23 protein-coding genes are annotated in these 25,932 nt (G+C 69.7%); 20 read left to right on the top strand and 3 right to left on the bottom strand.

Features of this window, described 5'->3' with window-relative positions:
* Positions 1-20: 20 nt before the first annotated feature.
* Complete coding sequence (locus tag AB0B64_RS44735) at positions 21-914, bottom strand: peptidylprolyl isomerase (RefSeq protein WP_357955552.1); 894 nt, start codon at positions 912-914, stop codon at positions 21-23.
* Positions 915-1,053: 139 nt separating this feature from the next.
* Between AB0B64_RS44735 and AB0B64_RS44730 the strand changes: the two genes are divergently transcribed.
* The 3 genes from AB0B64_RS44730 to aspS are packed head-to-tail and all read left to right on the top strand — an operon-like array spanning position 1,054 to position 4,737.
* On the top strand, positions 1,054-1,734 hold the full coding sequence (locus tag AB0B64_RS44730; RefSeq protein ID WP_358187198.1) for an MBL fold metallo-hydrolase: 681 nt from the start codon (positions 1,054-1,056) through the stop codon (positions 1,732-1,734).
* Between the two features lie 10 nt (positions 1,735-1,744).
* The gene (hisS, locus tag AB0B64_RS44725; RefSeq protein ID WP_357955548.1) at positions 1,745-3,004 is read left to right on the top strand and encodes a histidine--tRNA ligase; all 1,260 of its coding nucleotides are present in this window, start codon (positions 1,745-1,747) and stop codon (positions 3,002-3,004) included.
* Positions 3,001-4,737 (top strand): aspartate--tRNA ligase, encoded by a 1,737-nt coding sequence (gene aspS / locus AB0B64_RS44720; RefSeq protein WP_358187193.1) that lies wholly within the window; start codon positions 3,001-3,003, stop codon positions 4,735-4,737. Before hisS ends, aspS begins: the two co-directional genes overlap by 4 nt.
* A 67-nt stretch (positions 4,738-4,804) precedes the next feature.
* Here aspS and AB0B64_RS44715 read toward each other — a convergent pair whose 3' ends face one another.
* Positions 4,805-5,722 carry a peptidylprolyl isomerase gene (locus tag AB0B64_RS44715; protein ID WP_357955544.1) on the bottom strand — a complete coding sequence of 306 codons (918 nt, stop codon included), beginning with the start codon at positions 5,720-5,722 and terminating at the stop codon, positions 4,805-4,807.
* Between the two features lie 152 nt (positions 5,723-5,874).
* Between AB0B64_RS44715 and AB0B64_RS44710 the strand changes: the two genes are divergently transcribed.
* The 17 genes from AB0B64_RS44710 (at position 5,875) to AB0B64_RS44630 (ending at position 24,451) form a co-directional block, all read left to right on the top strand.
* Entirely contained in the window at positions 5,875-6,354 is a 480-nt protein-coding gene (locus AB0B64_RS44710; protein WP_358187188.1) for a hypothetical protein, read from the top strand.
* A 179-nt stretch (positions 6,355-6,533) separates the two neighbouring features.
* On the top strand, positions 6,534-7,835 hold the full coding sequence (locus tag AB0B64_RS44705) for a replication-associated recombination protein A (protein WP_357955540.1): 1,302 nt from the start codon (positions 6,534-6,536) through the stop codon (positions 7,833-7,835).
* 259 nt (positions 7,836-8,094) lie between these two features.
* Positions 8,095-8,469, top strand: coding sequence for a DUF948 domain-containing protein (locus tag AB0B64_RS44700; RefSeq protein WP_357955538.1), 375 nt, complete (start codon positions 8,095-8,097; stop codon positions 8,467-8,469).
* The gene (locus AB0B64_RS44695; RefSeq protein WP_225298225.1) at positions 8,466-8,696 is read left to right on the top strand and encodes a hypothetical protein; all 231 of its coding nucleotides are present in this window, start codon (positions 8,466-8,468) and stop codon (positions 8,694-8,696) included. Before AB0B64_RS44700 ends, AB0B64_RS44695 begins: the two co-directional genes overlap by 4 nt.
* 17 nt (positions 8,697-8,713) lie before the next feature.
* Positions 8,714-11,386: an alanine--tRNA ligase gene (gene alaS / locus AB0B64_RS44690; RefSeq protein WP_357955536.1), complete on the top strand. Its 2,673-nt coding sequence runs from the start codon at positions 8,714-8,716 to the stop codon at positions 11,384-11,386.
* Between the two features lies 1 nt (position 11,387).
* Entirely contained in the window at positions 11,388-11,870 is a 483-nt protein-coding gene (ruvX, locus tag AB0B64_RS44685; protein ID WP_357955534.1) for a Holliday junction resolvase RuvX, read from the top strand.
* Positions 11,871-12,729: 859 nt separating this feature from the next.
* Entirely contained in the window at positions 12,730-13,752 is a 1,023-nt protein-coding gene (mltG, locus tag AB0B64_RS44680) for an endolytic transglycosylase MltG (protein WP_358187176.1), read from the top strand.
* A 226-nt stretch (positions 13,753-13,978) separates the two neighbouring features.
* The gene (mltG, locus tag AB0B64_RS44675) at positions 13,979-15,133 is read left to right on the top strand and encodes an endolytic transglycosylase MltG (protein ID WP_357955529.1); all 1,155 of its coding nucleotides are present in this window, start codon (positions 13,979-13,981) and stop codon (positions 15,131-15,133) included.
* A gap of 331 nt (positions 15,134-15,464) precedes the next feature.
* Positions 15,465-16,322, top strand: a complete 858-nt coding sequence (locus tag AB0B64_RS44670) for a shikimate dehydrogenase (RefSeq protein ID WP_358187169.1) — start codon at positions 15,465-15,467, stop codon at positions 16,320-16,322.
* Positions 16,323-16,822: 500 nt separating this feature from the next.
* On the top strand, positions 16,823-17,440 hold the full coding sequence (gene infC / locus AB0B64_RS44665) for a translation initiation factor IF-3 (RefSeq protein WP_357955860.1): 618 nt from the start codon (positions 16,823-16,825) through the stop codon (positions 17,438-17,440).
* 124 nt (positions 17,441-17,564) lie between these two features.
* A complete protein-coding gene (rpmI, locus tag AB0B64_RS44660; RefSeq protein ID WP_225298242.1) occupies positions 17,565-17,759 on the top strand; it encodes a 50S ribosomal protein L35 in 195 nt (64 codons plus the stop codon).
* A 23-nt stretch (positions 17,760-17,782) separates the two neighbouring features.
* Positions 17,783-18,166 carry a 50S ribosomal protein L20 gene (gene rplT / locus AB0B64_RS44655; RefSeq protein WP_219538506.1) on the top strand — a complete coding sequence of 128 codons (384 nt, stop codon included), beginning with the start codon at positions 17,783-17,785 and terminating at the stop codon, positions 18,164-18,166.
* A 199-nt stretch (positions 18,167-18,365) separates the two neighbouring features.
* The gene (locus AB0B64_RS44650; RefSeq protein WP_357955526.1) at positions 18,366-19,169 is read left to right on the top strand and encodes an RNA methyltransferase; all 804 of its coding nucleotides are present in this window, start codon (positions 18,366-18,368) and stop codon (positions 19,167-19,169) included.
* Positions 19,170-19,219: 50 nt separating this feature from the next.
* Positions 19,220-20,308, top strand: coding sequence for a PAS domain-containing sensor histidine kinase (locus AB0B64_RS44645; protein ID WP_357955524.1), 1,089 nt, complete (start codon positions 19,220-19,222; stop codon positions 20,306-20,308).
* Between the two features lie 169 nt (positions 20,309-20,477).
* Positions 20,478-21,518, top strand: coding sequence for a phenylalanine--tRNA ligase subunit alpha (pheS, locus tag AB0B64_RS44640; protein WP_357955858.1), 1,041 nt, complete (start codon positions 20,478-20,480; stop codon positions 21,516-21,518).
* Positions 21,518-24,073, top strand: coding sequence for a phenylalanine--tRNA ligase subunit beta (locus AB0B64_RS44635; RefSeq protein WP_358187158.1), 2,556 nt, complete (start codon positions 21,518-21,520; stop codon positions 24,071-24,073). Before pheS ends, AB0B64_RS44635 begins: the two co-directional genes overlap by 1 nt.
* Before the next feature lie 144 nt (positions 24,074-24,217).
* The gene (locus tag AB0B64_RS44630) at positions 24,218-24,451 is read left to right on the top strand and encodes a hypothetical protein (RefSeq protein ID WP_357654690.1); all 234 of its coding nucleotides are present in this window, start codon (positions 24,218-24,220) and stop codon (positions 24,449-24,451) included.
* 102 nt (positions 24,452-24,553) lie between these two features.
* Here the strand turns inward: AB0B64_RS44630 and AB0B64_RS44625 are convergent, their stop codons facing one another.
* Positions 24,554-25,849 carry an MFS transporter gene (locus tag AB0B64_RS44625; RefSeq protein WP_358187149.1) on the bottom strand — a complete coding sequence of 432 codons (1,296 nt, stop codon included), beginning with the start codon at positions 25,847-25,849 and terminating at the stop codon, positions 24,554-24,556.
* Positions 25,850-25,932: the final 83 nt, after the last annotated feature.

The following is a 25,932-nucleotide window of genomic DNA, read 5'->3' as shown; positions in this document are numbered from 1 at the left end:
TGTCCCTAGTTTGTATTACGTCAGCTCTTGCCAGAGAATGTCACGCTTTTGATTTCGACGGTTTCCTTAGGTGCGCCCGTACCATCCTGCATGGGAGTGATGACACCTGCTTTGTTCACCTTGTCTAGGATGTCCAGACCCTTGGTGATGGTACCCACCGGTGTGTAATCCGGGGTGAGTCCGAGGTCGCCGAAGACCAGGAAGAACTGGCTTCCGGTGCTGCCCGGCGCCTGCGTCTTGGCCATCGCCATCACGCCGCGCTTGTAGGTGGCGCCCTTGAGGTTCTCCTCGGCCATGACGTAGCCGGGGCCGCCCGCGCCGTCCGACTCGCCCTTGCCGTCGGCCTTGGCCTGCGGGTCTCCGCACTGCAGCATCGGGAACTGGGCGCTGCCGAGCCGGTGGCACTTGCTGCCGTCGTAGAACTTCTTCTCCGCCAGGTAGGCCAGCGAGTTGACCGTGCACGGCGCCTTGGCGTTGTCGAGCTGCACCTCGATGTCGCCCAGGTTGGTGTTGAGCGTCATCGTCTTGGTCGCCGGCTTGAGTTTCACCTTCTTCGGCGGCAGCCCGACGTCCTTGACCACGCCGCCGCCCTTTTCGGCGACGTAGTCGCAGGTGCCGGTCTTGGCGTCGAACGGCTTGGGCCCGGCGGCGGCCGAAGCCGAGGCCGTGGGCGCCGCCGTGTCCTGGGCGGAGGTCGAAGGCTGCGCCGTCGCGGCGGCGTCGGTCTTCGAGTCATCGCCGCCGCCCAGCAACGCGACCGCCGCCACGATGCCCCCCACCACGACGACCACGCCTACCGTGGAGCCGATGATCGCCGTGCGCTTGGCGCGCTGCTCGCGTTCGAGACGGCGTGCCAGCTGCCGCTCGTGGTGCTCGCGTGCCAGCTGTTTCTGCCGGTCCTTCCCCGTGGCCACCGCTTTGCCTCCCATAGTCAATCAACTGAGGTGGGCGAATCGTATCGGCCAACGGGTAATGATTCGCAGCCCGGCGACCCGCACCGGTACCCTTCGGTTACATTCCCATTGGCTTTTTTGACGAGATCAGCTGAGGCAGATGCTCATCGCAGGCTTCCCCGCAGGGGCCTTCCAGACCAATTGTTACGTCGTCGCGCCCGCAGCGGGCGAGGAGTGCGTGATCGTCGATCCAGGTCAGGACGCGGTCGACGGGGTCGAGGAACTGCTGAGAGAACACCGGCTCAAGCCGGTGGCGGTGCTGCTCACCCACGGACACCTCGACCACGTCTGGTCGGTGGCCCCGGTCTGCGGCGCGCGCGACGTGCCCGCCTGGATCCATCCCGACGATCGCCACCTGCTGAGCGATCCGGCCGCGGGCTGGTCGCCGTCGAGCTCGGCGATGTTCGGTGGCATCACGCTGAGCGAGCCCGACGACGTGCGGGAGCTGTCCGACGGCGCCGTGCTGCCGCTGGCCGGGCTGGAGCTCGTGGTCGACCACACCCCCGGCCATACCAGGGGGTCGGTGAGCTTCCGGCTGCCCGATGACGACATCCTGTTCTCGGGTGACCTGCTGTTCGCCGGCTCCATCGGCCGCACCGACCTGCCGGGCGGCAACTACCCGACGATCCTGCGCAGCCTGGCCGGCAAGTGCCTGCCGCTGCCTGACGATACGGTCGTCCTGCCGGGCCACGGACCACAGACCACGATCGGCCACGAGCGCGCCACCAATCCATATCTGAAGGAAGCCGCGCCGCACGCCGGTCCCACACGAGGCATCTAACAGGGATCTCATGAGTTTCCAAGCGCCAAAGGGCACCTTCGACTGGCTGCCGCCCCGCTCCGAGCAGGTCCTCGCCGTGCGCGAGGCACTCGTCGCGCCCGCGCGGCTGGCCGGCTACGGCTACATCGAGACGCCGGTGTTCGAGGACACCCAGCTGTTCGCCAGGGGCGTGGGTGAGTCGACCGACATCGTGTCCAAGGAGATGTACACCTTTCCCGACAAGGCGGGCCGCTCCCTGACGCTGCGTCCAGAGGGCACCGCGTCGGTCGTACGCGCCGTCCTGCAGCACGGTCTGCACAACGGCCAGCTCCCGGTCAAGCTGTGGTACTCCGGCAGTCAGTTCCGCTACGAACGCTCCCAGAAGGGCCGCTACCGTCACTTCTGGCAGGTCGGCGCCGAGGCGCTCGGCTCCGAGGATCCCGCGCTCGACGCCGAGATCATCGTGCTGGGCGCCCAGGGCTTCGCCGCGCTCGGCCTGACGGGCGTCCGGCTGCTGATCAACTCGTTGGGCGACAAGACCTGCCGGCCGGCCTACCGGGCCGCGCTGCAGGAGTTCCTGCGCGGGCTCGACCTCGACGCGGACACCAGGGCCCGGATCGAGATCAATCCGTTGCGGGTGCTCGACGACAAGCGGCCCGAGGTGCAGGCGCAGCTGACCGGCGCGCCCCTGGTCGTCGACCACTTGTGCGCCGCCTGCAAGTCCTACCACGAGGAGGTCCGCGGGCTGCTGAGCGCCGCCGGCGTGGCCTACGAGGACGATCCGCGGCTGGTGCGCGGGCTCGACTACTACACGCGCACCACGTTCGAGTTCGTGCACGACGGGCTCGGCTCGCAGTCCGCGGTCGGCGGCGGCGGACGCTACGACGGGCTGAGCGAGATGCTCGGCGGGCCGCCCCTGCCCAGCGTCGGCTGGGCGCTGGGCGTCGATCGCACGTTCCTCGCCATGGAGGCCGAGGGGTTGATCGGCGAGAGCGCACCGGGACGCGTCCAGGTGTACGGTGTCCCGCTGGGTGACGAAGCCCGCCGCCGGATGTTCCTGCTCGTGACCGAGCTGCGCCAGGCGGGCGTCAGCGCCGACCTTGCTTACGGCGGCAAGGGGCTCAAGGGCGCGATGAAGGGCGCCGATCGCTCGGGTGCCCGGTTCGCGCTGATCCTGGGCGAGCGTGACCTGGCCGCGCAGGCCGTACAACTGAAGGACCTGACCACCGCTGAGCAGACCGAGGTGCCGCTGGCCCAGGTCGTCGATGTCTTGAAGGGGAAAGTGCAGTGATGCGCACGCATACCGCCGGGTCGCTCCGAGAGGAGCACGCCGGGCAGCAGGTGACGCTGGCAGGATGGGTGGCCAGGCGCCGTGATCACGGCGGTGTGGTCTTCATCGACCTGCGCGATGCCTCCGGCTCGGCGCAGGTGGTCTTCCGCGAGGAGGACCACGCCCACGACCTGCGCGCCGAATACTGCGTGCAGGTGGTCGGCCAGGTCCGGGTCAGGCCGGAGGGCAACGAGAACCCCGAGCTGCCCACCGGCGCGATCGAGGTCGTCGCCGAGCGGGTCGAGGTGCTCAGCGAGTCCGCGCCGCTGCCCTTCCCGATCGAGGGCAGCGCGGGCGTCTCCGAGGAGGCCCGCCTCAAATACCGCTATCTCGACATTCGCCGCCCGCAGGTGGCCAATGCCCTGCGGGTTCGCTCGAAGGCCACCTACCTGGCCAACGAGGTCATGCACGAGCTCGGCTTCGTCTACGTCGAGACGCCGACGCTGACCAGGTCCACGCCTGAGGGCGCGCGCGACTTCCTGGTGCCGGTCCGGCTCCAGCCGGGCAACTGGTACGCGCTGCCGCAGTCGCCGCAGCTGTTCAAGCAGCTGCTCCAGGTGGGCGGGCTCGAGCGCTACTACCAGCTCGCCAAGTGCTACCGCGACGAGGACCTGCGGGCCGACCGGCAGCCGGAGTTCACCCAGATCGATGTCGAGATGTCGTTCGTCGACCAGGAAGACGTCATCGCGGTCGGCGAGAAGCTCATCGGCCGCGTGTGGCGGGAGACGGTCGGCTACGAGATCCCGACGCCGCTGCCCCGCATGACCTACGCCGACGCGATGGCCCGCTACGGCTCCGACAAGCCCGACCTGCGCTTCGGCCAGGAGCTCGTCGAGATGACCGACTACTTCGCCGGCACCTCCTTCCGCGTGTTCCAGGCCGACTACGTGGGCGCGGTCGTCATGCCGGGCGGCGGCTCGCAGACCCGCAAGGAGCTCGACGGCTGGCAGGACTGGGCGCGCTCGCGCGGCGCCAAGGGCCTGGCGTACGTGCTCGTCCAGGAGGACGGCACGCTCGGCGGCCCGGTGGCGAAGAACCTCTCAGAAGAGGAAATTTCCGGACTCGCGGCGAAGGTTGGCGCCCAGCCGGGCGACGCGGTCTTCTTCGCGGCCGGCGCGCGCAACGCGGCGCGCGACCTGCTCGGCGCGGCCCGGCTGGAGATCGGCCGCCGCTGTGGCCTCATCGACGAGTCGCTGTGGTCGTTCCTGTGGGTCGTCGACGCGCCCATGTTCGAGGAGGACGGCGAGGGCGGCTGGACGGCCGTGCACCACCCGTTCACCGGCCCCAAGCCCGAATGGGCGGACAACTTCCAGGACCACCCCGGCGAGGCCCTGGCCTACGCCTACGACATGGTCTGCAACGGCATGGAGATCGGCGGCGGCTCCATCCGTATCCACCGGGCGGAGATGCAGCAGCGGGTCTTCGATGTGCTGGGCATCTCCAAGGAGGAGGCCGAGAACAAGTTCGGCTTCCTGCTGGAGGCGTTCAAGTACGGCCCGCCCCCGCACGGAGGCATCGCCTACGGCTGGGACCGCATCTGCATGCTGCTGTCCGGCGGTGAGTCGATCCGCGACGTGATCGCCTTCCCGAAGACCGCCTCGGGCTTCGACCCGCTCACCGGCGCGCCCACGCCCATCACGGTGGACCAGCGCAAGGAGGCGGGCGTCGACGCCAAGCCCAAGAACGAAGGCTGACCGACGACGAAAGAGGGCGCCCCGCCTCTCCGGTTCAGGAGAGGCGGGGCGCCCTCTTCGTGTCCGGCTAGCGGAGCGTGACCTTCTCGATGATGATCGGGTTCTTCGGGGCGGTCGAGCCGCCGTCGCCGACGATGTCCTGGTCGTTGACGATGACGCCGTCCTTGGCGACCTTCTCGATGATCTCCAGGCCCGAGCGGACCATGCCGAGCACCGAGTACTGGCCCTCGATCTGCGAGTTCTCGTCCGACAGTGAGATGGCGAACTGGCTGCTGTTCTGCCCGGCCGCGTCCTGCGGCTGGGTGAGGAACACCACGCCGCGGGTGTACGGAATCGCGCCGACGGCCTCGTCCTGGTAGACGTAGCCCGCCGTGCCCTGGCCGTCTGTCGGGTTCTTGCCGTCGGCCTTGGCCTTGGGGTCGCCGCACTGCAGCAGGAACAGCCCCGCCGTCTCCGGCGTCACCAGGCGGTGGCACTTGGTGTTGTTGTAGAAGTTCTTCTTGGCCAGGAAGTCCATCGAGTTGACCGAGCAGGGGGTGGCGGCCGGGTCGACGTCGATGACGATCTTGCCGTGGTTGGTGAAGACGGTCATCGTCTTCAGCTTCATGTTCGGGTGGCTGCCCGGCAGGCCCACGTACTTCATCGGTACGTCCGAGGTGTCCCGCTTGTAGGTGCAGGATATCTTGCCGGTCTTCTTCGGTATCGAGGACAGCGACGGCGTCGGCGAGGGTGCGGCGCTGGGCGGCGTGGAGGCCGACGGAGTGCTCTCGGCCGAGACCTTCTTGCCCGCGTCATCCTTGTTGACCAGCGTGGTCGCGGCGAAGATGCCGCCCGCCACCACGACCACGGCCAAGCCCGCGCCGATGAAGACGTTCCGCTTCCCCTTGGCGCTGTCCGCCGCCGCGCGCTGCTCCTGCCGCTCCTTGTGTTCCCGAGCCAACTGGCTCTGGCGGTCGTCCTCGCCGCTCACCGGTATGTCCTCCACTTTTGCCAGTACATGACCAAACAACTCCGGGAATGCTACCGGCCCTGCGATGTGCCGGACGTAAGAGGAGGAAACCACTCGTAGTGACGGGATGGACCGCGAACCATATCGTGTCGCCATTCGTAGTTGAAATGAGAACTAGGAGTGCAGACATGTTCGACGAGATCTTCGGCTTGCCCGCCCATCCGCTGATCATCCACTTCGCCGTGGTGCTGACCCCGCTCCTCGCGGCCGCCTCTGTGGCGTACACGGTCCTGCACCGCTGGCGGCCGCTGCTGGCCTGGGCGGTGGTACTGCTCTCCCTGGGGGCGCCTGTGGCCGTCTTCGCGGCCAAGGAGAGCGGCGAGAGCCTCAAGGCGTCCCGCTTCGCCTCGGTCGACGGCACCCTGGGCCAGCGGATCGAGACCCATGAGAGCTTCGCCAACCCATTGCTCCTGTCGACGGCCGGCCTCGGAGTCGCCGCGTTGCTGCTCGTCTACGCCACGAGCCCGAGTCGCGGCTCGCTCGGCGACAGGTTCGGCCGCCCTGTCACCCTCGTGCTGTCCGGCGTGACGGTGCTGCTGGCCGTGGTGGTCGGCTACTTCGTCTTCCGGGCCGGTGACTCGGGCGCGAGAGCCGTCTGGGGCGCGTAGCCCGCTCCCTGGTGGTGGAAGAGCTGTCTGGGATGCCCGGGCCGCTCGCTTGTGGTGAAAGGGTTGTCTGTGATGCCTGGCCCGCTCCTTGGACCGAAGCCCGTGTGCCTGGTGGTGGACCGAAGCCCGCTTGCCTGATGGTGGACCGCTGGACGCGGTCCACCCCGTAAACTCGCGTTGTGGAGAGTCTGTTCGATTCGGCGGCTGAGGAGGCCACACCCCAGCCCCTCGCGGTCCGGATGCGGCCGCGCACGCTCGACGAGGTGATCGGCCAGCGTCACCTGCTCGGCGCGGGCACCCCGCTGCGCAGGCTCGTCGAGAGCGAGGCGCCGATGTCGCTCTTCCTGTGGGGGCCGCCCGGCACCGGCAAGACGACGCTCGCCTACGTCGTCTCCAACGTCACCAAGCGGCGCTTCGTCGAGGTCTCCGCCGTCTCGGCCGGGGTCAAGGACGTACGCGCCGCCATCGACGTCGCCAAGCGCGAGCTGGGCATGAGCGGCCGGCAGACCGTGCTCTTCGTCGACGAGGTCCACCGCTTCAACAAGGCCCAGCAGGACGCCCTGCTGCCCGCCGTCGAGAACCGCTGGGTCACCTTCATCGGCGCCACCACCGAAAACCCCTTCTTCTCGGTCATCTCCCCCCTGCTGTCGCGCTCGTTGCTGCTCACGCTCGAGTCCCTGACCGACGACGACATCCGCGCGGTCCTGGAGCGGGCGGTGGCCGACGAACGCGGCCTCGGCGGCCGCGCCACCGTCGCCCCCGAGGCCGTCGACCATCTCGTACGCCTGGCCGGCGGCGACGCCCGCCGTTCCCTGACCTACCTCGAAGCCGCCGCGCTGCTGTCCGACGACATCACGGTCGAGGTCGTGGAGAAGGCCGTCGACAAGGCGGCCGTACGCTACGACCGGCAGGGCGACCAGCACTACGACGTCATCAGCGCCTTCATCAAGTCGATGCGCGGCTCCGACGCCGACGCCGCGCTCCACTACCTGGCCCGCATGATCGAGGCGGGCGAGGACCCGCGCTTCATCGCCCGCCGCATCGTCATCTTCGCCTCGGAGGACGTTGGCCTGGCCGACCCGACCTGCCTGCAGACCGCGGTCGCCGCGGCCCAGGCCGTGCAGCTCATCGGCCTGCCGGAGGGCCAGATCAACCTGGCCCACGCGGTCCTCCACTGCGCGCTGGCGCCCAAGTCCAACGCCGTCGTGAAGGCCATCGGAGCGGCGATCGGCGACGTACGCCGCGGCCTGATCGGCCAGGTGCCCGGCCACCTGCGCGACGCCCACTATCCGGGCGCCGCCAAGCTGGGCCACGGCGACGGCTACAAATACCCGCACGACTTCGACCACGGGCTGGTCCGCCAGGACTACGCGCCCGAGCAGGTGCGCGGCAAGCGCTACTACGAGCCCACCAAGCACGGCGGGGAGGGCGTGCTGGCCGAGCGGTGGGCTCGGATACGTGACTTCCTGCGGGGCTCTTGACGGTCGCTTGGCGGGCTCCGGGGCGGGCCGTCGACGGGTTTCTGGCGGGCTCTAGACGAACTTCTGGCCGTCCGGCACGGGCCGGGGTTCGGCTGGTCGGCCTCGGGGTCGGTGTCGCTCGCGGGCCGGTCCGTTCGAGCGGGGAAACGGGGGCCGCCGACGTGGCGGCCTGATGGAGCCGGGCGTCACCAGTAATCTGGGCCGTCGAACGCGATAGGGTTCTTGCCGTTCCGGCCCAGCGTACGAGGGAGATGAGCGGATGCTTACCGCTGGAGAGGTCGCCGGGCTGATCGCCGCCACGGGCTGGATCGTCTTGGTCTGCGTGCTCGTCATGGTGCTGGTCAAGCTCACCCGGCTGATCACCGCGACCAGCAGGGCGGTGGCCGACCTGAGCGCCCGCATGGCGCCGCTGCTCGACGACATGAGCCTGACGGTCAACGAGACCAACCGGCAGCTGGTGGCCGTCGAGGCCATCGCCAAGGACGTCAAGCAGGTGAGCTCCCACGCCGCCAAGCTCAGCGCCGTCACCCAGACCGTCTTCACCGGACCGCTGATCAAGGTCTCCTCCATCGGCTACGGTGTACGCAGGGCCATCGAGGTCCGCAGGCCGCGCAAGGCGGGCCGAGGGCGATGATCAGACGGCTGTTCTACCTGTCGCTCGGCGCGCTGCTGACCCTCTGGGTGATGCGCAGGCTGCAGGCGCTCCACCCCAACCACGTGGCCCGCAGGACCGTCGGCGGCGCCGCGAGCATGCTCGGACGGGTGAGAGACTTTACTTCTGACGCGCTCGGCGAGGCCGCGGAGCGCGAAATCGAGTTGCGGGCCCGTTTCGGGCTCGACAACCCTGAAAGCAACGACTAACGCAAAGGATGGCCACCATGGAGTCGGCAGAGATCGCGCGCCGCTTCCTACGCTTCTTCGAGGAGCGTGGGCACAAGGTAGTGCCCTCGGCCAGCCTGATCGCTGAGGACCCGACGCTTCTCCTGGTCAACGCGGGTATGGTGCCCTTCAAGCCGTACTTCCTGGGGCAGCGCAAGCCTCCGGCGGACCGGCTGGCCACCGCGCAGAAATGCGTGCGCACCCCCGACATCGACGAGGTCGGCAAGACCACCCGGCACGCGACGTTCTTCCAGATGCTGGGCAACTTCTCCATCGGCGACTACTTCAAGGCCGAAGTGATCCCGTTCGCCTGGGAGCTGCTGACCAAGCCGGAGTCCGAGGGCGGCTTCGGCTTCCCCCCCGACCGCCTGTGGGCGACCGTCTACCTCGACGACGACGAGGCGCTCGACATCTGGCACAACAAGGTCGGGCTGCCCCTCGAGCGCATCCAGCGCCGCGGCCTCGAAGACAACTACTGGCACATGGGCGTGCCGGGCCCCGGCGGACCGTGCTCGGAGATCTACTACGACCGCGGCGCCGAATACGGCCGCGAGGGCGGCCCCATCGCCGACGAGAACCGCTACCTCGAAGTCTGGAACCTCGTCTTCATGCAGGACCAGCTCGGCGAGGTCCGTAGCAAGGTCGACTTCGACATCGTCGGCGAGCTGCCCGCCAAGAACATCGACACCGGCATGGGCCTGGAGCGCATGGCGGCGATCCTGCAGGGCGTCGACAACATCTACGAGATCGACACCACCTACAAGATCCTCGACAAGGCCGCCGAGCTCACCAAGACCCGCTACGGCCGTGACCACCGCTCCGACGTCAGCCTGCGAGTGATCGCCGACCACGTCCGCACCGGCACCATGCTGGTCGCCGACGGCGTCATGCCCGGCAACGAGGGCCGCGGCTACGTGCTGCGCCGCATCCTGCGCCGCTCGGTCCGCAACCTGCGCCTGCTCGGCTCCGGCGACGAGCGCTACATGCACGCGCTGACCGAGGTCGCGATCGAGGTCATGGGCGAGCAATATCCGCAGCTGAAGGCGGACGCGCCGCAGATCCACGGGGTCATCGACGCCGAGGAGGCGTCCTTCCTCGGCACGCTGCGCACCGGCACCGCCATGTTCGACGTCACGGTGGAGGAGACCAAGCGCAAGTCCGGCTCGATGCTCTCCGGCGAGCAGGCGTTCCAGCTGCACGACACCTACGGCTTCCCGATCGACCTCACGCTCGAAATGGCGTCCGAGCACGGGCTCCAGGTCGACGAAGAGGGCTTCCGCCGCCTGATGAAGGAGCAGCGCGACCGCGCCAAGGCCGACGCGGCGGCGAAGAAGACCGGCAACGCCGACATCTCCGTCTTCGGGCAGCTGCTGGAGAAGGCGGGCCGGGTCGAGTTCCTCGGCTACGACCAGACCGAGGCCGACACGAGCATCGTCGGCATCCTGGTCGACGGCGGCGCGGTCCCCGCGGCGGGCGCGGGCACCGACGTGGAGATCGTGCTCTCCCGCACCCCCTTCTACGCCGAGGGCGGCGGCCAGCTCGCCGACCAGGGCGTGATCCGCACCGGCGGCGCCGAGGTGGAGATTCGCGACGTGCAGACGCCGCTCGCGGGCCTCGTCGTGCACCGCGGCCGGATCCGCAAGGGCGAGCTCAAGGTCGGCGACGAGGCCCAGGCGGAGATCGACATCGAGCGGCGCCGCGCGATCTCGCGCAGCCACAGCGCCACCCACCTCGTCCACCGCGGCTTCAAGAACGCGCTGGGTGAGACGGCGGCGCAGGCCGGCTCGGAAAACTCGCCCGGCCGCTTCCGCTTCGACTTCACCGCGGCGGGCGCGGTGCCGCCGAGCGTGCTGCGCGACGTCGAGGACGAGGTCAACGCGGTCCTCGTCAACGACCTCAAGGTCAACGCCTTCTACACCTCCCAGACGGAGGCCAGGGCGATGGGCGCGCTGGCGATGTTCGGCGAGAAGTACGGCGACGAGGTCCGCGTCGTGGAGATCGGCGACTACTCGCGCGAGCTCTGCGGCGGCACCCACGTGCACAGCTCCGGCCAGCTCGGCCTGGTCAAGGTGCTTGGCGAGCAGTCGGTCGGCGCCGGTGTGCGCCGTGTCGAGGCGCTCGTCGGCATCGACGCCTTCCGCTTCCTGGCGCGCGAGAGCGTGCTGGTCGCCCAGCTCACCGAGCAGCTCAAGGCGCGCCGCGAGGAGCTGCCCGAGCGCGTCGAGGGCATCGTCACCCGCCTGCGCACCGCCGAGAAGGAGCTGGAGCGGCTTCGGTCCGCGCAGGTGCTCCAAGTGGCGGGCGAGCTGGCGGCGCAGGCTCGTGACCTGGGCGGAGTCTTCGTGGTGACGCACCGCGCGCCTGACGGCACCGGAGCCGATGACCTGCGTAAGCTCGCGCTTGATGTGCGTGGCAGATTCCCGGCCGACCGACCGGCGGTCATCGTGATCGCGGGTGTCCCCTCCGACCGGCCCGTGGTCGTTGCCGCGGTCAACGAGGCGGGACGTGAGCGTCAGCTCAAGGCCGGGCGACTGGTCGGCGTCGCCGCCAAGGCGCTTGGGGGTGGCGGTGGCGGCAAGGACGATGTCGCGCAAGGCGGCGGCACACGACCGGAGGCGGTCGGCGACGCGCTGCGACTGGTCGAGCAGGCCATCGCGGAGCAGCTCGGCTGACATGCGGTTCGGTTCACGTATCGGCGTGGACGTCGGGTCCGTACGCATCGGAGTGGCCCGCAGTGACCCCTCGGGCCTGCTGGCCACTCCGGTGGAGACCGTCAGGCGAGGCCAGGGCGACCTCGACCGCATCGCGGCGATCACCGACGAACATTCGGCGATCGAGGTCGTGGTCGGGCTGCCCACCTCGCTGTCGGGCCGCGAAGGGCAGGCCGCCGCGCTGGCCCGCGAATTCGCCACAGCGCTGGCCCGGCGACTGGCGCCCACGCCCGTCCGCCTCTTCGACGAACGGCTGACCACGGTCGCGGCGCAGCAGGGACTACGGGCCAGCGGCGTGCGGGCCAAGAAGCAGCGCGCGGTCGTGGACCAGGCGGCGGCGGTCGTGCTGCTGCAGGACGCGCTCGACGTCGAGAGAGCCACGGACAGACCACCCGGCAGGCCCGTCGATCCGCCCTCCGGGGCGGACGGCGGACCCGCCTCATGACCGGGCGTCTCACCGGGGGCGGCGGGGAACGGGCGGGGGTGGCCGCATGAGCGGGCCACCTCCGGACGAGGATGACGACCTGATCCCGTTCGTCCCGGAACCCTTCTTCCCGTCCTCGGACACAGCACCGTCTTCGGACGCCGATGTGCCCTCGGATACCGAAGCGCTTTCGGACTCCGCGACACCCTCAGACACCGATATGTCCTCAGACGCCGATATGTCCTCGGGAACCGGCGTGTTCTCGGACTCCAACGGTCCCTTGGGGCCGGACGCGTCAGAGGCTCTGGACGTGCCGGTGACGGGGGAGTACGCAGCGGACGGACGAGAGTGCCGCGCGGACGACCTGGGCGCGACCGCCCCGGCGGACGGCGGGCGGCCTCCCGGTGGTGCTCCGTCTGATGGTGGCGCGCGCTCTGATGGCGCGCTGTCGGAGGGCGGGCGGCTTCCTGGTGGTGCGTCGTCGGAGGGTGGTGCGCCGTTCGACGGCGGCTTGTCCGACGGTGGGAGGCTTCCCGGTGGTGCTCCATCCGACGGTGGCGCGCCTTTTAGTGGCGTTTTGTCGGACGGCGGCGGGGTTTCCGGTGGTGCGTCGCCCGACGATGGCGCGCCTTCCTACGGCGGGCGGCCTTCTGGTGGTGGCACGTCCCACAGCGGCGCGTCTTCTGACGGCCAGGCCTCCGATGGTGGCGTCGCTGGCACCGATCCGGGCGAATCGCCGGGCGTCGGTGGCCTGGCAGCCGGGGCGGCCCGGGGCGGTGGCAGTGGCGCGTCTGAGGCCGGAGCCGGGACCGGGGGCAGAGCCGGGACCGAGGGCGGCGGGGACGTTCGTGGGGTTCGGCGGCGGGAGAAGCGGTCGGCCGTGCGTACGGTGGCGCTGCTCGGCGTGGTGGTGTCGGCGTCGATCGCCGCGCTCGGCGTAGGCGTATATGTGGCGCTCAAGCCGTACCTGACCCCCGACGACTTCGAGGGCACCGGCGGCGGGCTCGTGACCGTGCGGATCCCGCCCGGTGCCAACGCGGGAGACGTCGGCGCGGTGCTGGCCGAGGCCGGGGTGGTGGCCAGCGCGCGGTCGTTCGTGAACGTGGCCGAGGACCGTGCCGTGGCGGGACACCTGCGGCCGGGGCACTATCGGCTGCGCAAGGGCATGGCCGCGGGCGCCGCGCTCGACCTGCTGCTCGCGCCCGCCTCCAGGATGGTCAGGCGGGTCACCGTGCCCGAGGGCATGCGGGCGTCCGAGACGCTCGTCCGGCTGGCCGCGCAGTCCGGGCTGGCTCTCAAGGAGTTGCGGGCGGTTGACACGGCTCTCGTCGGGCTGCCCAAATACGCCAAGGGGCTCGAAGGGTTCCTGTTCCCGGCGACGTACGAGGTCGAGCCCGGGGACAAGGCCGTCGACCTGCTGACCGCGATGGTGGAACGGTTCGGCGCGGCGGCGAAGCAGGTGGAGCTGGTGAAGAAGGCCCCGCACGTGCATCTGAGCCCGCTGGAGGCCGTCACGGTGGCCAGCATGATCCAGGCCGAGGGCGGCAGGGACGAGGACTATCCCAAGATCGCCAGAGTGATCTACAACAGGCTCAAGCGCGACATGCGGCTCCAGATCGACAGCACCGTCCTGTACGCCCTGGGCAAGCGGACCCTGAAGGTCACCGAGAGCGACACCAAGGTCCAATCGCCGTACAACACCTACCGGCACACCGGACTGCCGCCGGGGCCCATCGCCAATCCCGGAGAGAAGGCGCTGATAGCGGCCTTGCATCCGGCGAGCGGTGATTGGCGCTGGTTTGTGACGACGGATCCGGCGCATAGAATCACCAAATTCACCGACAAAGAGAGCGAGTTCGTGAGATACCGGGAAGAGTTGCACCGAAACCTCGGGACGAAATGATGCTTGCCGGGACCCCCCACTTCCCGCGAGGGATCTTCGAAATCCCCGAGCGGAGCCCCCGGGAGGGGGCCCGCGCGCTCTCCTTGTCCTCTAGCATGGCTACCCAGAGTGATATTCGCCGGTCGTGGGTGCACGGCCGGCGAACCCCCCGCTCGGTGACCCCCAACGGTTCGGCAGTGCCACTTGACGCCGGGCCGTACGTACCGGGAGATTGGCCTGCGCACCTATGAACGATCTCGACATGGATTTCCTGCTCGGCGCCGAGGACGACGAAGGCTCCTCCCGGCGCCGCGGCCGAGCTAACGGCAAAGGCGGCAGCCGCAGACGTCGCAGGCGCCGTAACCGAGGCGGCTTCATCGCACCGCTGCTGGCCTTCATCGTCCTGGCGGGCATCCTCGGCGGCGGCGGCTACTTCGGCTATCAGTGGATCAGCGGCGCTCTGGTGCCCGACGACTTCACCGGCCAGGGCAAGGGCGACGTGACCATCGAGATCAAGGACGGCCAGACCGCCTCCGACGTGGCGGTGGAGCTGGAGCGGCAGGGGGTCGTCGCCAGCGCCAGGGCGTTCACCAACGCGATCGCCAACGCCAACAAGAGCGGCGCGCTCCAGCCGGGCCAATACACCCTGCGCAAGGGGATGTCCGCCGCCAACGCGGTGACGATGCTCGGCTCGGCCAACAAGCTGATCGTCAGGATCCCGTTCGAGGAGGGGCTGCGCCTTTCCGACGTCCTCGCCCGGCTCGCCGACAAGACCGGCAAGCCGCTGAAGGACTTCGCCGCCGCCGCCAAGGACACCAGCGAGATGGAGTTGCCGTCCTACGCGAAGGGCAGGCTGGAGGGCTACGCCTTCCCCGCCACGTACGAGTTCCAGCCGAAGGCCACGCCAGCCGACATGCTGTCGCAGATGGTCGAACGGTTCAACCAGGCGGCGGAGAAGGCCGACCTCGTGGGCGGCGCCAAGGCCCTGCGGCGCACGCCCGCCGAGATCATCACGATCGCCAGCATCATCCAGGCCGAGGCCGGCCGGCACGAGGACATGCCGAAGATCGCCCGCGTCATCTACAACCGGCTCGACCATGAGCCGGAGATGCAGCTGAAGATGGACAGCACGGTGATGTACGCGACGAACAAGAAGGGCACGTCCGCGACGCACGCGCAGCTGCAGAGCACCTCCAAGTACAACACCTACAAATACTTGGGTCTCCCGCCCGGCCCCATCTCCAACCCGGGCGACGCGGCGATCGAGGCGGCTCTCAACCCGGCCAAGGGTCCCTGGCTCTACTTCGTCGCCACCGACCCCAAGAGCCACATCACCAAGTTCGCCGTCACGGACGCGGAATTCCAGGTATTGCTCAACGAATACCGCCGAAACGGTGGCTGACGCCGCCGGGTAAACGGCGGAAGCCGGCCACGCCACCGGTCTCACCGTCTCGTAATGGCGCCCGGCCATGTGCGGGCTCAGCGGCCGTCTCCCTGGAGGCCCTGAGCCCTGTACGGCGACTGGGGTCGGCTGGGCATGCCGTACCGCAGACAGGGATGCCGTACGAAGGCGGCCGTACAGGCGGCAAACGGCACGGGCGGCATGCCGCTTTCGTGCGACATGCCGCACCAAAGCGGGCATGCCGTACGGACGGGCATGCCGTACAAAAGCGGCTGCACAGAAGACAAGCCACGAAAAACAGCAGGCAGTAAGGCATGGAGAGGAGAACCGCGTGCGGGCAGGGGTGCTGGGGTCGCCGATCGCGCATTCGCTGTCGCCCTACCTGCATCGGGCGGCCTATCAGGCGATGGGGCTCGACGGGTGGAGCTACGAGGTCCGCGAGTGTGACGAGGCCCGGCTGCCCGGGCTGTTGCGGGAGCTCAGGCCGCGCCGCGGAGAGGTGCCGGGGGACGAGGGGGCCTGGGCGGGGCTGTCGCTGACCATGCCGCTCAAGCGGGCCGTGCTGCCGCTGCTCGACACCGTCTCCGACCTGGCCGTCGAGGTGGGCGGAGCCAATACCGTGGTGTTCCGCGACGGCGCGAGCCATGGGGACAACACCGACGTCTACGGCATCGAGCGGGCGCTGGCAGAGGCGGGGGTGCCGGCGCCGAGGTCGGCGACCGTGCTGGGCGGTGGCGCCACCGCCGCTTCGACGCTGGCCGCGCTGCGCAACCTGGGGCTGCACTCCGCGACCCTGCTGGTACGCGATCCCGCCAGGGCGGGGGACACGGCCGGGGTGGCCGAGCGGCTCGGGATGGCGCTGGCGATCGAGACGTTCGACAAGCTCGATGTCTCGACGCGGGTGGATCTGGTGGTGTCCACGCTGCCGAGCGGGGCGGCCGACGCCTTCGCGGCGCGGCTGGCGCGGGTTCCGGCGCTCTTCGACGTGGTCTACTCGCCCTGGCCGACCAGCGCGGCGGCGGCCGTCCAGGCTGGGCGCGGCACCGTGGTCGGCGGGTTCGGGATGCTGCTGCACCAGGCGGTACGGCAGGTGGAGCTGATGACGGGCCGGACGGATGTGCCGGTGGAGGCCATGCGCGCGGCCGGCGAGGCGGAGATCCTCAGACGGTCGGCCAGTCGAACGGGTTGATCAAGCGAGCGGCCAGGATCAACCAGGCGGTGTCGAGAACGTAGCTCACTTGATGCCCTCGAGGTCGACATCCCGCATCATGCCGCTCTTGTCGCGGGTGAGGTCGAGCGCGCTCAGGTCGGGCCCCGAGCGTCCTACGGCTGCCACTTGCTCTCTTCGAGATCGGTCACATGCCCTCCTTCTGGCTAATTTTCTGGACAGAATTTACCGCTCAGACCCCTGGCCAGCGGGGATGATTCGAAGAAGTCTCGTTGTTGTGGTAGCGTAGCTCACTGATCGGTCCGGCATGCCTTGCTGGACGCGCAAGCGGAGGTCTCCCTCCCACCTGAGTCGCCGAGAGGCGGCCGGGTCCAGGATCACGCCGGACTTACTCCGGGGAGCTTACGGCCACGATGCCAAAGAGCTCAGTGGCCCCGCATGCGCGACGTGCGGGGCTTTTCGCGTTTGCGCGGAGTTCCTCGGCACCGAGCACGTACGGGAACGCAAACCTAGGAGGCCCCATCAGCACTGAGCCCCGCATCAACGAGCGTATCCGAGTTCCCGAGGTTCGCCTCGTGGGCCCGAACGGCGAGCAGGTAGGCATCGTCTCCATTCACGATGCCCTCAAGCTCGCTCAGGAGGCCGACCTCGACCTCGTCGAGGTCGCGGCCACGGCTCGACCGCCCGTGTGCAAGCTCATGGACTACGGCAAATTCAAGTACGAGTCCGCGATGAAGGCGCGCGAGGCGCGCAAGAATCAGGCGCACACGATCATCAAGGAGATCAAGCTCCGGCCGAAGATCGACCCGCACGACTACGAGACCAAGAAGGGTCACGTGGTGCGGTTCCTCAAGGCGGGAGACAAGGTCAAAGTCACGATCATGTTCCGTGGTCGCGAGCAGTCCCGGCCGGAGCTCGGCTTCCGGCTGCTGCAGCGGCTCGCGGACGACGTCCAGGAGTTGGGATTCGTCGAGTCCCACGCCAAGCAGGACGGTCGTAACATGATCATGGTGATCGGTCCGCACAAGAAGAAGGCCGAGGCAAAGGCCGAAAAGGCCGCAGCCAAGGCACAGCGTGGCGGCGAGGAGCCTTCCGAGCTGGAGACTTCCGAGCAGGAAGCTCCCATACAGGAAGCGTGACCCGCGGTTGGGGTTAGCCTTAACAGCACACCCCGACAGCCACCCCGCCAGACGAAGACGCCGCGACCGGGTCGGCCAGCACCGGCCCGGCCACCGGCACGGACGAATTGAGGAGAGACGGCGAATGCCGAAGATGAAGACGCACAGCGGTGCGAAGAAGCGGTTCCGGCTCACCGGCACCGGCAAGGTCGTGCGCCGCCGGGCCAATCGCGCGCACTACAACGAGTGGAAGTCGTCCACGCTGACGCGCCGTCTCAAGAACGAAGTCGTCCTGTCCGACGCTGACTCCAAGAAAATCAAGAAGCTGCTCGCCAAGTAGCGCGACCCCCGGGGAGATAGAACATGGCACGCGTGAAGCGGGCGCTCAACGCCAAGAAGAAGCGCAAGGTCGTTCTCGAGCGGGCTTCCGGTTACCGTGGCCAGCGGTCACGTCTGTACCGCAAGGCCAAGGAGCAGATGCTCCACTCGATGACGTACGCCTATCGGGACCGCAAGGACCGTAAGGGTGCGTTCCGTCGTCTGTGGATCCAGCGGATCAACGCCGCTGCCCGCCAGAACGGCATGACGTACAACCGTCTGATCCAGGGTCTGCGGCTGGCCAACATCGAGGTCGACCGTAAGATCCTCGCTGACCTCGCGGTCAACGACAGCCAGACCTTCGCCACGCTCGTCGAGGCCGCCAAGAAGGCGCTGCCGGCGAACGTGAACGCCCCGGCCGCGAGCTGAGGCGCTTGACAAAGGAGCCCGGCGAGGCTCTAGCCGAGGGCCCACCTGATGGTGGGCCCTTTGCTGTGTGCACAGGAGCCACGACCGCTGCGCGCGTGGGCACGACTGCTGTGTGTACGGGCACGACCGCTGTACGCGCGGGCGCCACGACCGGGCACGCGGCCGGTGCGACCGGCCGTACAGATCATCAGGGGAGAGCATGGCCGGATCCGAGCTGACCAACGTGAAGTCGCCGCGCGTTAAGGCCGCCAGACGGCTCGCCAAGCGCGCCTTCAGGGAGCAGGACCGCAAGTTCCTGGCCGAGGGGCCCCAGGCCGTACGCGAGGCGCTCAAGCTCGAAGGGGTGACGCTGGAGCTGTTCGCCACCGCCGAAGCCGAGCTGCGCCACCCCGAGCTGATCACCGACGCGACGCTCAAGGGCATCCCGATCCACCGGGCCAGCGGCGAGGTCATGGCCGAGCTCTCCCAGACCGTCACCCCGCAGGGGCTGCTGGCCGTCTGCCGGCTGGTGCACGTGCCGCTCGACGAAGCCCTGTCCGGCGACCCGCGCCTGGTCGCGGTCCTGGCGCACGTGCGCGACCCCGGCAACGCGGGCACCGTCATGCGCGCCGCCGACGCCGCGGGCGCCGACTCCGTGATCCTCACCGACGCCTCCGTCGACCCGTACAACGGCAAGTGTGTACGTGCCAGCGCGGGCAGCTTGTTCCACCTGCCCGTCACCATCGGTACTCCGGTGGCAGGGGCCGTGCGTCAGCTCAGAGAGCGCGGACTTCGCGTGCTGGCGGCCGACGGCGCGGGCAAGCACACGCTCGACGACGTCGACCTGTCGGGCCCCACCGCGTGGATCTTCGGAAATGAGGCATGGGGTCTGCCCGAGGAGGTTCTCGCCGAAGCCGACGATGTGGTCAGAGTGCCCATCTACGGACAGGCCGAAAGCCTCAACCTGGCCACCGCGGCCGCGGTATGCCTTTACTCCTCCGCCAGGGCTCAGCGAGTGCCCTAGGCGGCTGGAAACCCGCTATTGTCGGCCTTGTAGGCGGAGGAGGCGAGTTCGTGCACGGCGCAGACACCGATGGTCGAGTGGTCGCCTCCGCGTGCACGATAGCCATTGACGATCTTCCAGACGGCCTCATCGTGACCGACAGATTCGGTTGCGTGCTGGCCGTCAACCGGGCCGCCGCGCGGCTCACCGGCGTCACCGTCGAGCGGGCGGTCGGCAGGGACATGAACGAGGTCTTCCCCTTCCGCGACCACGACGGCCGCGAGTGGTGGAAGGCCCTCGACCCCGAGGGCGGCCTGCGCACTCGCAGCAGGGTGCCCGAGCGCCCCATCCACCTGCCCGGCGGGCAGGAGCTCTACGTCGCGGCCCGGCTGTCCCGCGAGCCCGAGCGGTGCGGCGACGTCGACCGGGTGACGATCACCCTGCGTGACGGCGGCGCCCGCGCCCGGCTGGAGCGCAGCCGCGCCGACCTGGTCTCCACGGTCGCCCACGAGCTGCGCTCGCCGCTGACCAGCGTCAAGGGCTTCACCGCGACGCTGCTGGCCAAGTGGACCCGCTTCACCGACGAGCAGAAGCGCGTCATGCTCGAGACCGTCAACAACGACGCCGACCGCGTGACCAGGCTGATCACGGAGCTGCTCGACGTCTCCCGCATCGAGTCGGGCCGGCTGGAGCTGCACCGCCAGGTCGTCGACGTGCCCGCCAGAGCGCGGCGCATCATCGCGGGCCGCGTCGCGGCGGGGGAGGCCGAGGACCGCTTCCGCCTCGTCGTCGGCGACCACCTCCCCGAAATGTGGTTGGACCAGGACAAGGTCGACCAAATCCTCGGTAACCTGATGGAAAACGCGGTGCGCCACGGACGCGGCACCGTCACCATAGACATCGAGTCCGTCGGATGGGGAGTTGCCGTGTCGGTGCGCGACGAGGGCGAGGGCATCGCGCCCGAGCTGGCTCCGCGCGTCTTCCGGCAGTTCTGGCGCGGCAACAGCCGCCGGCGCGGCGGCACCGGGCTCGGCCTGTTCATCGTGAAGGGCCTGGTCGAGGCGCATGGTGGCACGATCACCGTGCAGCGCGCGCCCGAGGGTGGGGCGGAGTTCCGATTTACCGTGCCTACCGGCACACCCGACTTCGCCACGGTGTAGTTAGCCAGGTGCGGTCCGCGCGGCCCGATTACGGGAAGCGGCGGGAGTCGGGCCCGGTGGGCGGATCCCACTAGACTCTGTCACGCTCAAGCCCTGGATACGGAGCTCACTCTTGTCTGACTACGACCCCGTCGAGGTGACACCGTTGCATGCCGACGAGGTGTCCCGCATGGAGGCCGACGCCCTGGCGGCGATCAAGACGGCCGGCGACCTCGACGCACTCAAGCAGGCGCGGCTGGCCCACGCGGGCGACCGCTCGCCCATCGCGCTGGCCAACCGCGAGATCGGCGCTCTGCCGCCCGCGGCCCGCGCCGAGGCCGGCAAGCGCGTCGGCGGCGCCCGCAAGGCGATCAACGAGGCGCTCGCCGCCCGGCAGGCCGAGCTGGAGGCCGAGCGCGACGCCCGGGTGCTCGTCGAGGAGGCCGTCGACGTCACCCTGCCGTGGGACCGGCAGCCGCGCGGCGCCCGCCACCCGCTGACCACCATGCAGGAGCGCATCGCCGACACCTTCGTCGCGATGGGCTACGAGGTGGCCGAGGGCCCCGAGCTCGAAGGTGAGTGGTTCAACTTCGACGCCCTCAACATCGCCAAGGACCACCCGGCCCGCTCCGACCACGACACTTTCTTCGTGGAGTCCACCGAGTCGGGCATGGTCCTGCGCACCCAGACCTCGCCGGTGCAGATCCGCGCGCTGCTGCAGCGGGGCGCGCCGTGCTACGTCATCTCGCCGGGCAAGGTGTTCCGCACCGACGAGCTCGACGCCACCCACACCCCCGTCTTCCACCAGGTCGAGGGCCTGGCGATCGACGAGGGGCTGACGATGGCCCACCTCAAGGGCACGCTCGACCGGTTCGCCGAGGTCATGTTCGGCGAGGGGATCACCACCAGGTTCCGGCCCAACTACTTCCCGTTCACCGAGCCGTCGGCCGAGATGGACCTCAAGTGCTTCGTCTGCCGCGGCGCCTCGGCGATCCCCGGCAACCCGCCGTGCCGCACCTGCAAGTCCGAGGGCTGGATCGAGTGGGGCGGCTGCGGCATGGTCAACCCGCGCGTGCTGATCGCCTGCGGCGTCGACCCGTCGAGATACTCGGGTTTCGCGTTCGGCATGGGCATCGAACGCACGCTGATGTTCCGCCACAACGCTGAGGACATGCGCGACATGGTCGAGGGAGACGTGCGCTTCACGCTTCCGTTCGGATTGGAGATCTGATGAAGGTCCCGCTCTCCTGGCTGCGGGAGCACGCCGATCTCCCGGCGGTCACCGCACAAGAGGTGGCCGACAAGCTCACCGCGGCCGGGCTCAAGCTCGAGTCGATCACCTCCCACGGCCACGACGTGAAGAACGTCGTGGTCGGCGAGGTGCTCGAGATCGAGGAGCTGACCGGTTTCAAGAAGCCGATCAGGCACTGCAAGGTCGAGGTCGGCGAGGCGATGCCGCGCGAGATCGTCTGCGGCGCCACCAACTTCGCCGTCGGTGACCGCGTGCCGGTCGTGCTGCCGGGCGGCGTGCTGCCGGGCGGCTTCGAGGTCGGCGCGCGCAAGACCTACGGGCGGCTGTCCGAGGGCATGATCTGCTCCGAGCGCGAGCTCGGTCTCGGCGACGACCACGGCGGCATCATGGTCCTGCCCGCCGGCACCCCGATCGGCGCCGACGTGGTCGAGCTGCTCGGGCTCCGCGACGACGTGATCGAGCTGGAGATCACCCCCGACATCGGCTACGCCCTGTCGGTCAGGGGCGTGGCCCGCGAGGCCGCGACCGCCTTCGAGGTGCCCTTCCACGACCCCGCCGACGTCGAGCTGCCCGCCGCCGACGAGCAGGCATGGCCCGCCTCGATCGGCGACCCGACCGCCTGCGACAGGTTCGTGCTGCGCGAGGTCACCGGCTTCGACCCGGCCGCCCAGAGCCCGCTCTGGATGCGCGTACGCCTGACGCGGGCCGGCATGCGGCCGGTGTCGCTGGCCGTCGACATCACCAACTACCTGATGCTGGAGCTCGGCCAGCCGCTGCACGCCTTCGACCGGGCCAAGCTCAGCGGCGAGATCGTCGTACGCCGGGCCGGGCAGGGCGAGCGGCTCGAAACACTCGACCATGTCACCCGCGAGCTCGACCCCGACGACATCCTGATCACCGACCAGTCGGGCCCGATCTCGATGGCGGGCACGATGGGCGGACTGGAGACCGAGATCTCCGGCGAGTCGACCGACATCGTCATCGAGGCCGCGCACTTCTCGGCGACCGGCATCTCCCGGGAGTCGCGCAGGCACAACCTCGTGTCCGAGGCGTCCAAGCGGTTCGAGCGCGGCGTCGACCGCGAGCTGCCGCTGGTGGCCTCGTGGCGGGCGGTGAGCCTGCTGGCCGAGCTGGGCGGCGCCACCGTACGGCCGGGTCTGACGCACGCCGAGGTCGACGTCGAGCCGGCGCGCATCGCCATTCCGGCGAGCCACCCGGGCGACGTGGCCGGCGTGCCCTACTCCAAGGAGACCGTCGTACGCCGCCTGGAGCAGGTCGGCTGCGTCGTGACCGATGGCGACGACCCGGCCGTGCGCAGGGGCGGCGTCGACCCGACCGGGGTCGTGACCGGCGGCGAGCTGGCGGCCAAGCTGGCCGTCACCGGCGACGACATGCTCACGGTCACCCCGCCGTCCTGGCGGCCGGACCTCACCGACCCCAACGACCTGGCCGAAGAGGTCATCCGCCTCGAAGGCTACGAGCGGCTGCCCTCCGTGCTGCCCAAGGCTCCGGCCGGCGCCGGGCTGACCGAGGGGCAGCGGCTGCGCAGGCGGGTCGGCCGGACCCTGGCCGCCGCCGGTTACGTCGAGGTGCTCGCCTACCCGTTCATCAGCGAGGGCGACTTCGACGCGCTGCAACTGCCCGCCGACGACGCGCGCCGCCGCGCTCTGCGGCTGGCCAACCCGCTGGCCGAGGACGAGCCGCTGCTGCGCACGACGCTGCTGCCGGGGCTGCTCAAGACCCTGGTACGCAACGCCGGGCGGGGCTTCTCCGACGTGGCCCTGTTCGAGTCGGGGCTGGTCTACCGGCCGCGCGAGGGAGCGCCGGACACCGCGCCGGTGCTGGGTGTCGAGCGCCGGCCCAGCGACGACGAGCTGGCCTCGATCGCCACGGCTCTGCCCGACCAGCCGCACCGGGTCGCGGTCGTGCTGGCCGGCGAGTTCGAGCGGTCCGGCTGGTGGGGCCAGGGCCGCCAGGAGTGCTGGGCAGACGCCGTACAAGCGGCCCGGCTGGTGGCGGCCGAGGCGGGAGTCGAGCTGTCGGTCATCGCCGACCAGCACGAACCGTGGCACCCCGGCAGGTGCGCCGCCCTCTACGTCGGCGACACGCTCGTCGGCCACGCCGGCGAGCTGCACCCGCGCGTCGCCGAGGCCTACGGACTGCCGCCGCGCACCTCGGCGATGGAGCTGGAGCTGTCCAAGCTGGACTCGGCCATGCCGGGCCCGGTCGACGCGCCGGCCGTCTCGTCCTACCCGGTCGCGACCCAGGACGTGGCGCTGATCGTGCCCGACTTCACGCCGGTCGCCGACGTGGAGGCGGCGCTGCGTGACGGGGCGGGCGAGCTGCTGGAGTCGATCCGGCTGTTCGACGTCTACGCGGGGGAGCAGGTGGGGGAGGGCAACAAGTCGCTCGCCTACACCCTGCGCTTCCGCGCCGCCGACCGGACGCTGACGGTGGAGGAGACGACGGCGGCTCGTGACGCCGCCGTGGCCATGGCCGCCGACCGCGTCGGCGCCCAGCTCCGCAGCGCCTGACCGTCCAGTCGCCACGAGGTCCGGTACGGTCCGCCGTACCGGACCTCACGCATGAGTCCCCCAAACAGACTCGCGCATGAGTCCGGTGTACGCGACCTCGCGCAGGAGCCCGGCGTATCGGGCCGCACGCATGAAAGGCCGGAGATGAGGCATCTGCTGGTGTTCGCCGAGCGTGACGACGCCGAGGAGGTGGCGGAGGCGCTGGGCGAGCGGTTCCCCGCGCTGGGGACACCCCAGGTGGTGCGGGAGACGCTCGCCGGAGAGGACGACGCCGAGGACGCGCAGTGGCTGGTCGTCCTGGAAGGGCTCGACGAGGGCGGCCTGCCGGAGGTCGACGCCCTCGTGGAAGACCACGACGGCTGGCGCGAGCCGGGCTGACCACAGCGTGCCTCAAGGCGGTGGAGCGGGCCGGCCACAGACAGCGGCTCCAGGCGGTGCGGCGGGCCGGCCACAGCCGTGGCTCCAGGCGGGCAGCCCCGCCTAGGAGGCGGTGAGGCGGCTCTCTCGGCGCGCCTTCTCGGTCAGCGCGTGCTCGTCGGTGCGCGAGTCGTACCCGCGGAACTTCGGCAGCACCGCCGCCAGCCCGGCCACCGCCGCGACGCACAGCACGCCGCCCGCGCCCAGGGAGAACCGGGCGCCGCCCCACTTCGCCATCAGCCCGGCCCGGGCGTTGCCGAGCATCGGGCCACTGGCGTAGGACAGCAGCTCGATGCCGGCCAGTCTGCCCCGCAGCTCGTTGGGGATCGTCTGGTTCCACATCGTCATGCGGAAGATGCCGCTGATCATGTCGGCCGCCCCGGCCAGCGCGAGGCAGAGGAAGATCGCCCAGACGTTCGGGATCACCGCCGCCAGTGCCATCGCGGCACCCCAGAGCGTCGCGGCGATGATCACGCCCATGCCCTGGCGGTGGACGCGCGCCGTCCAGCCGCCGGTGAGCGAGGCCACGAGGGAGCCCACCGCACCCGCCGAATAGAGCAGCCCGAGCGCCTGAGGCGCGCCGAGCTGGTCGGCCAGGAACGGGAACAGCGCCGTCGACATCGCGAACAGCATGGCGGCGATGTCGACCAGGTAGGTGCCGACCAGGTCGCTCCGCCCGGCCGCGTAGCGCACACCCTCCACCAGCGAACTCAGCGACGCGGGCGTGGCGTCCTCGGCGGGCGGCACGGCCTTGATCCGCCACAGCAGTATCAGGGAAAGGACGAAGCTCACCGTGTCGAGGCCGTAGGCGACGGCCGTGCCGAACGCCGACACCAGCAGCCCACCGAGCGCCGGGGCGACGATCGCGCCGAGGTTCCAGCGCAGGTTGGCCAGCACCGCGGCCGCGGCGAGCTGGTCGTGCCTGACCACCTGCGGGATCAGCGCCTCCAGACTGGGCCGCTGCAGGCAGCCCACGCCCATCGCCAGGGCGCCGACCACATAGAGCACCCAGACCTGCGGGTGGGGGAGCAGCGAGTTGACCATGAGCAGCCCCGAGGTCACCATCAGCCCCAGCTCGCTGAGCAGGATGACCGTGCGCCGGTCGAGCGCGTCGGCGATGGCGCCGCCCCACAGCCCGCACACCACCATCGGCACGAACTCGGCCAGGCTCACCAGACCGACCGCCACGTAGGAGCCGGTGAGCTCCTTCATCTGGTACGGCACCGCGACCATGGTGATGAACGTGCCGAACATCGTGATGACACCGGATGCCATGAGCAGCCGATAGTCACGCGAGTCGCGCAGCGGGCCCAGGTCGGGTGCCAGCCCGCGGAGCAGGCGTTTCAGTTGATCGGCCACGAGATCTGATTCTGCGTCGCGGCCCTCGGCACGGGCAAACGGTTTATGCCATGGCCCATGGCACGGGCAAGCGGTTCATGCCG

The organism is Nonomuraea sp. NPDC049129 (assembly GCF_040648495.1).
Lineage (GTDB): Bacteria > Actinomycetota > Actinomycetes > Streptosporangiales > Streptosporangiaceae > Nonomuraea.
This window is presented reverse-complemented; position numbering and strand designations above follow the sequence as displayed.

What these genes read in the sequence shown, in the direction of transcription:
- AB0B64_RS44710 (WP_358187188.1), top strand. Translation starts at nt 5,875, where the DNA reads ATGTTCGACGAGATCTTCGGCTTGCCCGCCCATCCGCTGATCATCCAC.
- hisS (WP_357955548.1), top strand. Translation starts at nt 1,745, where the DNA reads ATGAGTTTCCAAGCGCCAAAGGGCACCTTCGACTGGCTGCCGCCCCGC.
- AB0B64_RS44635 (WP_358187158.1), top strand. Translation starts at nt 21,518, where the DNA reads ATGAAGGTCCCGCTCTCCTGGCTGCGGGAGCACGCCGATCTCCCGGCG.
- AB0B64_RS44730 (WP_358187198.1), top strand. Translation starts at nt 1,054, where the DNA reads ATGCTCATCGCAGGCTTCCCCGCAGGGGCCTTCCAGACCAATTGTTAC.
- rpmI (WP_225298242.1), top strand. Translation starts at nt 17,565, where the DNA reads ATGCCGAAGATGAAGACGCACAGCGGTGCGAAGAAGCGGTTCCGGCTC.
- AB0B64_RS44630 (WP_357654690.1), top strand. Translation starts at nt 24,218, where the DNA reads ATGAGGCATCTGCTGGTGTTCGCCGAGCGTGACGACGCCGAGGAGGTG.
- rplT (WP_219538506.1), top strand. Translation starts at nt 17,783, where the DNA reads ATGGCACGCGTGAAGCGGGCGCTCAACGCCAAGAAGAAGCGCAAGGTC.
- alaS (WP_357955536.1), top strand. Translation starts at nt 8,714, where the DNA reads ATGGAGTCGGCAGAGATCGCGCGCCGCTTCCTACGCTTCTTCGAGGAG.
- AB0B64_RS44650 (WP_357955526.1), top strand. Translation starts at nt 18,366, where the DNA reads ATGGCCGGATCCGAGCTGACCAACGTGAAGTCGCCGCGCGTTAAGGCC.
- AB0B64_RS44700 (WP_357955538.1), top strand. Translation starts at nt 8,095, where the DNA reads ATGCTTACCGCTGGAGAGGTCGCCGGGCTGATCGCCGCCACGGGCTGG.
- mltG (WP_357955529.1), top strand. Translation starts at nt 13,979, where the DNA reads ATGAACGATCTCGACATGGATTTCCTGCTCGGCGCCGAGGACGACGAA.
- AB0B64_RS44695 (WP_225298225.1), top strand. Translation starts at nt 8,466, where the DNA reads ATGATCAGACGGCTGTTCTACCTGTCGCTCGGCGCGCTGCTGACCCTC.
- ruvX (WP_357955534.1), top strand. Translation starts at nt 11,388, where the DNA reads ATGCGGTTCGGTTCACGTATCGGCGTGGACGTCGGGTCCGTACGCATC.
- pheS (WP_357955858.1), top strand. Translation starts at nt 20,478, where the DNA reads ATGGAGGCCGACGCCCTGGCGGCGATCAAGACGGCCGGCGACCTCGAC.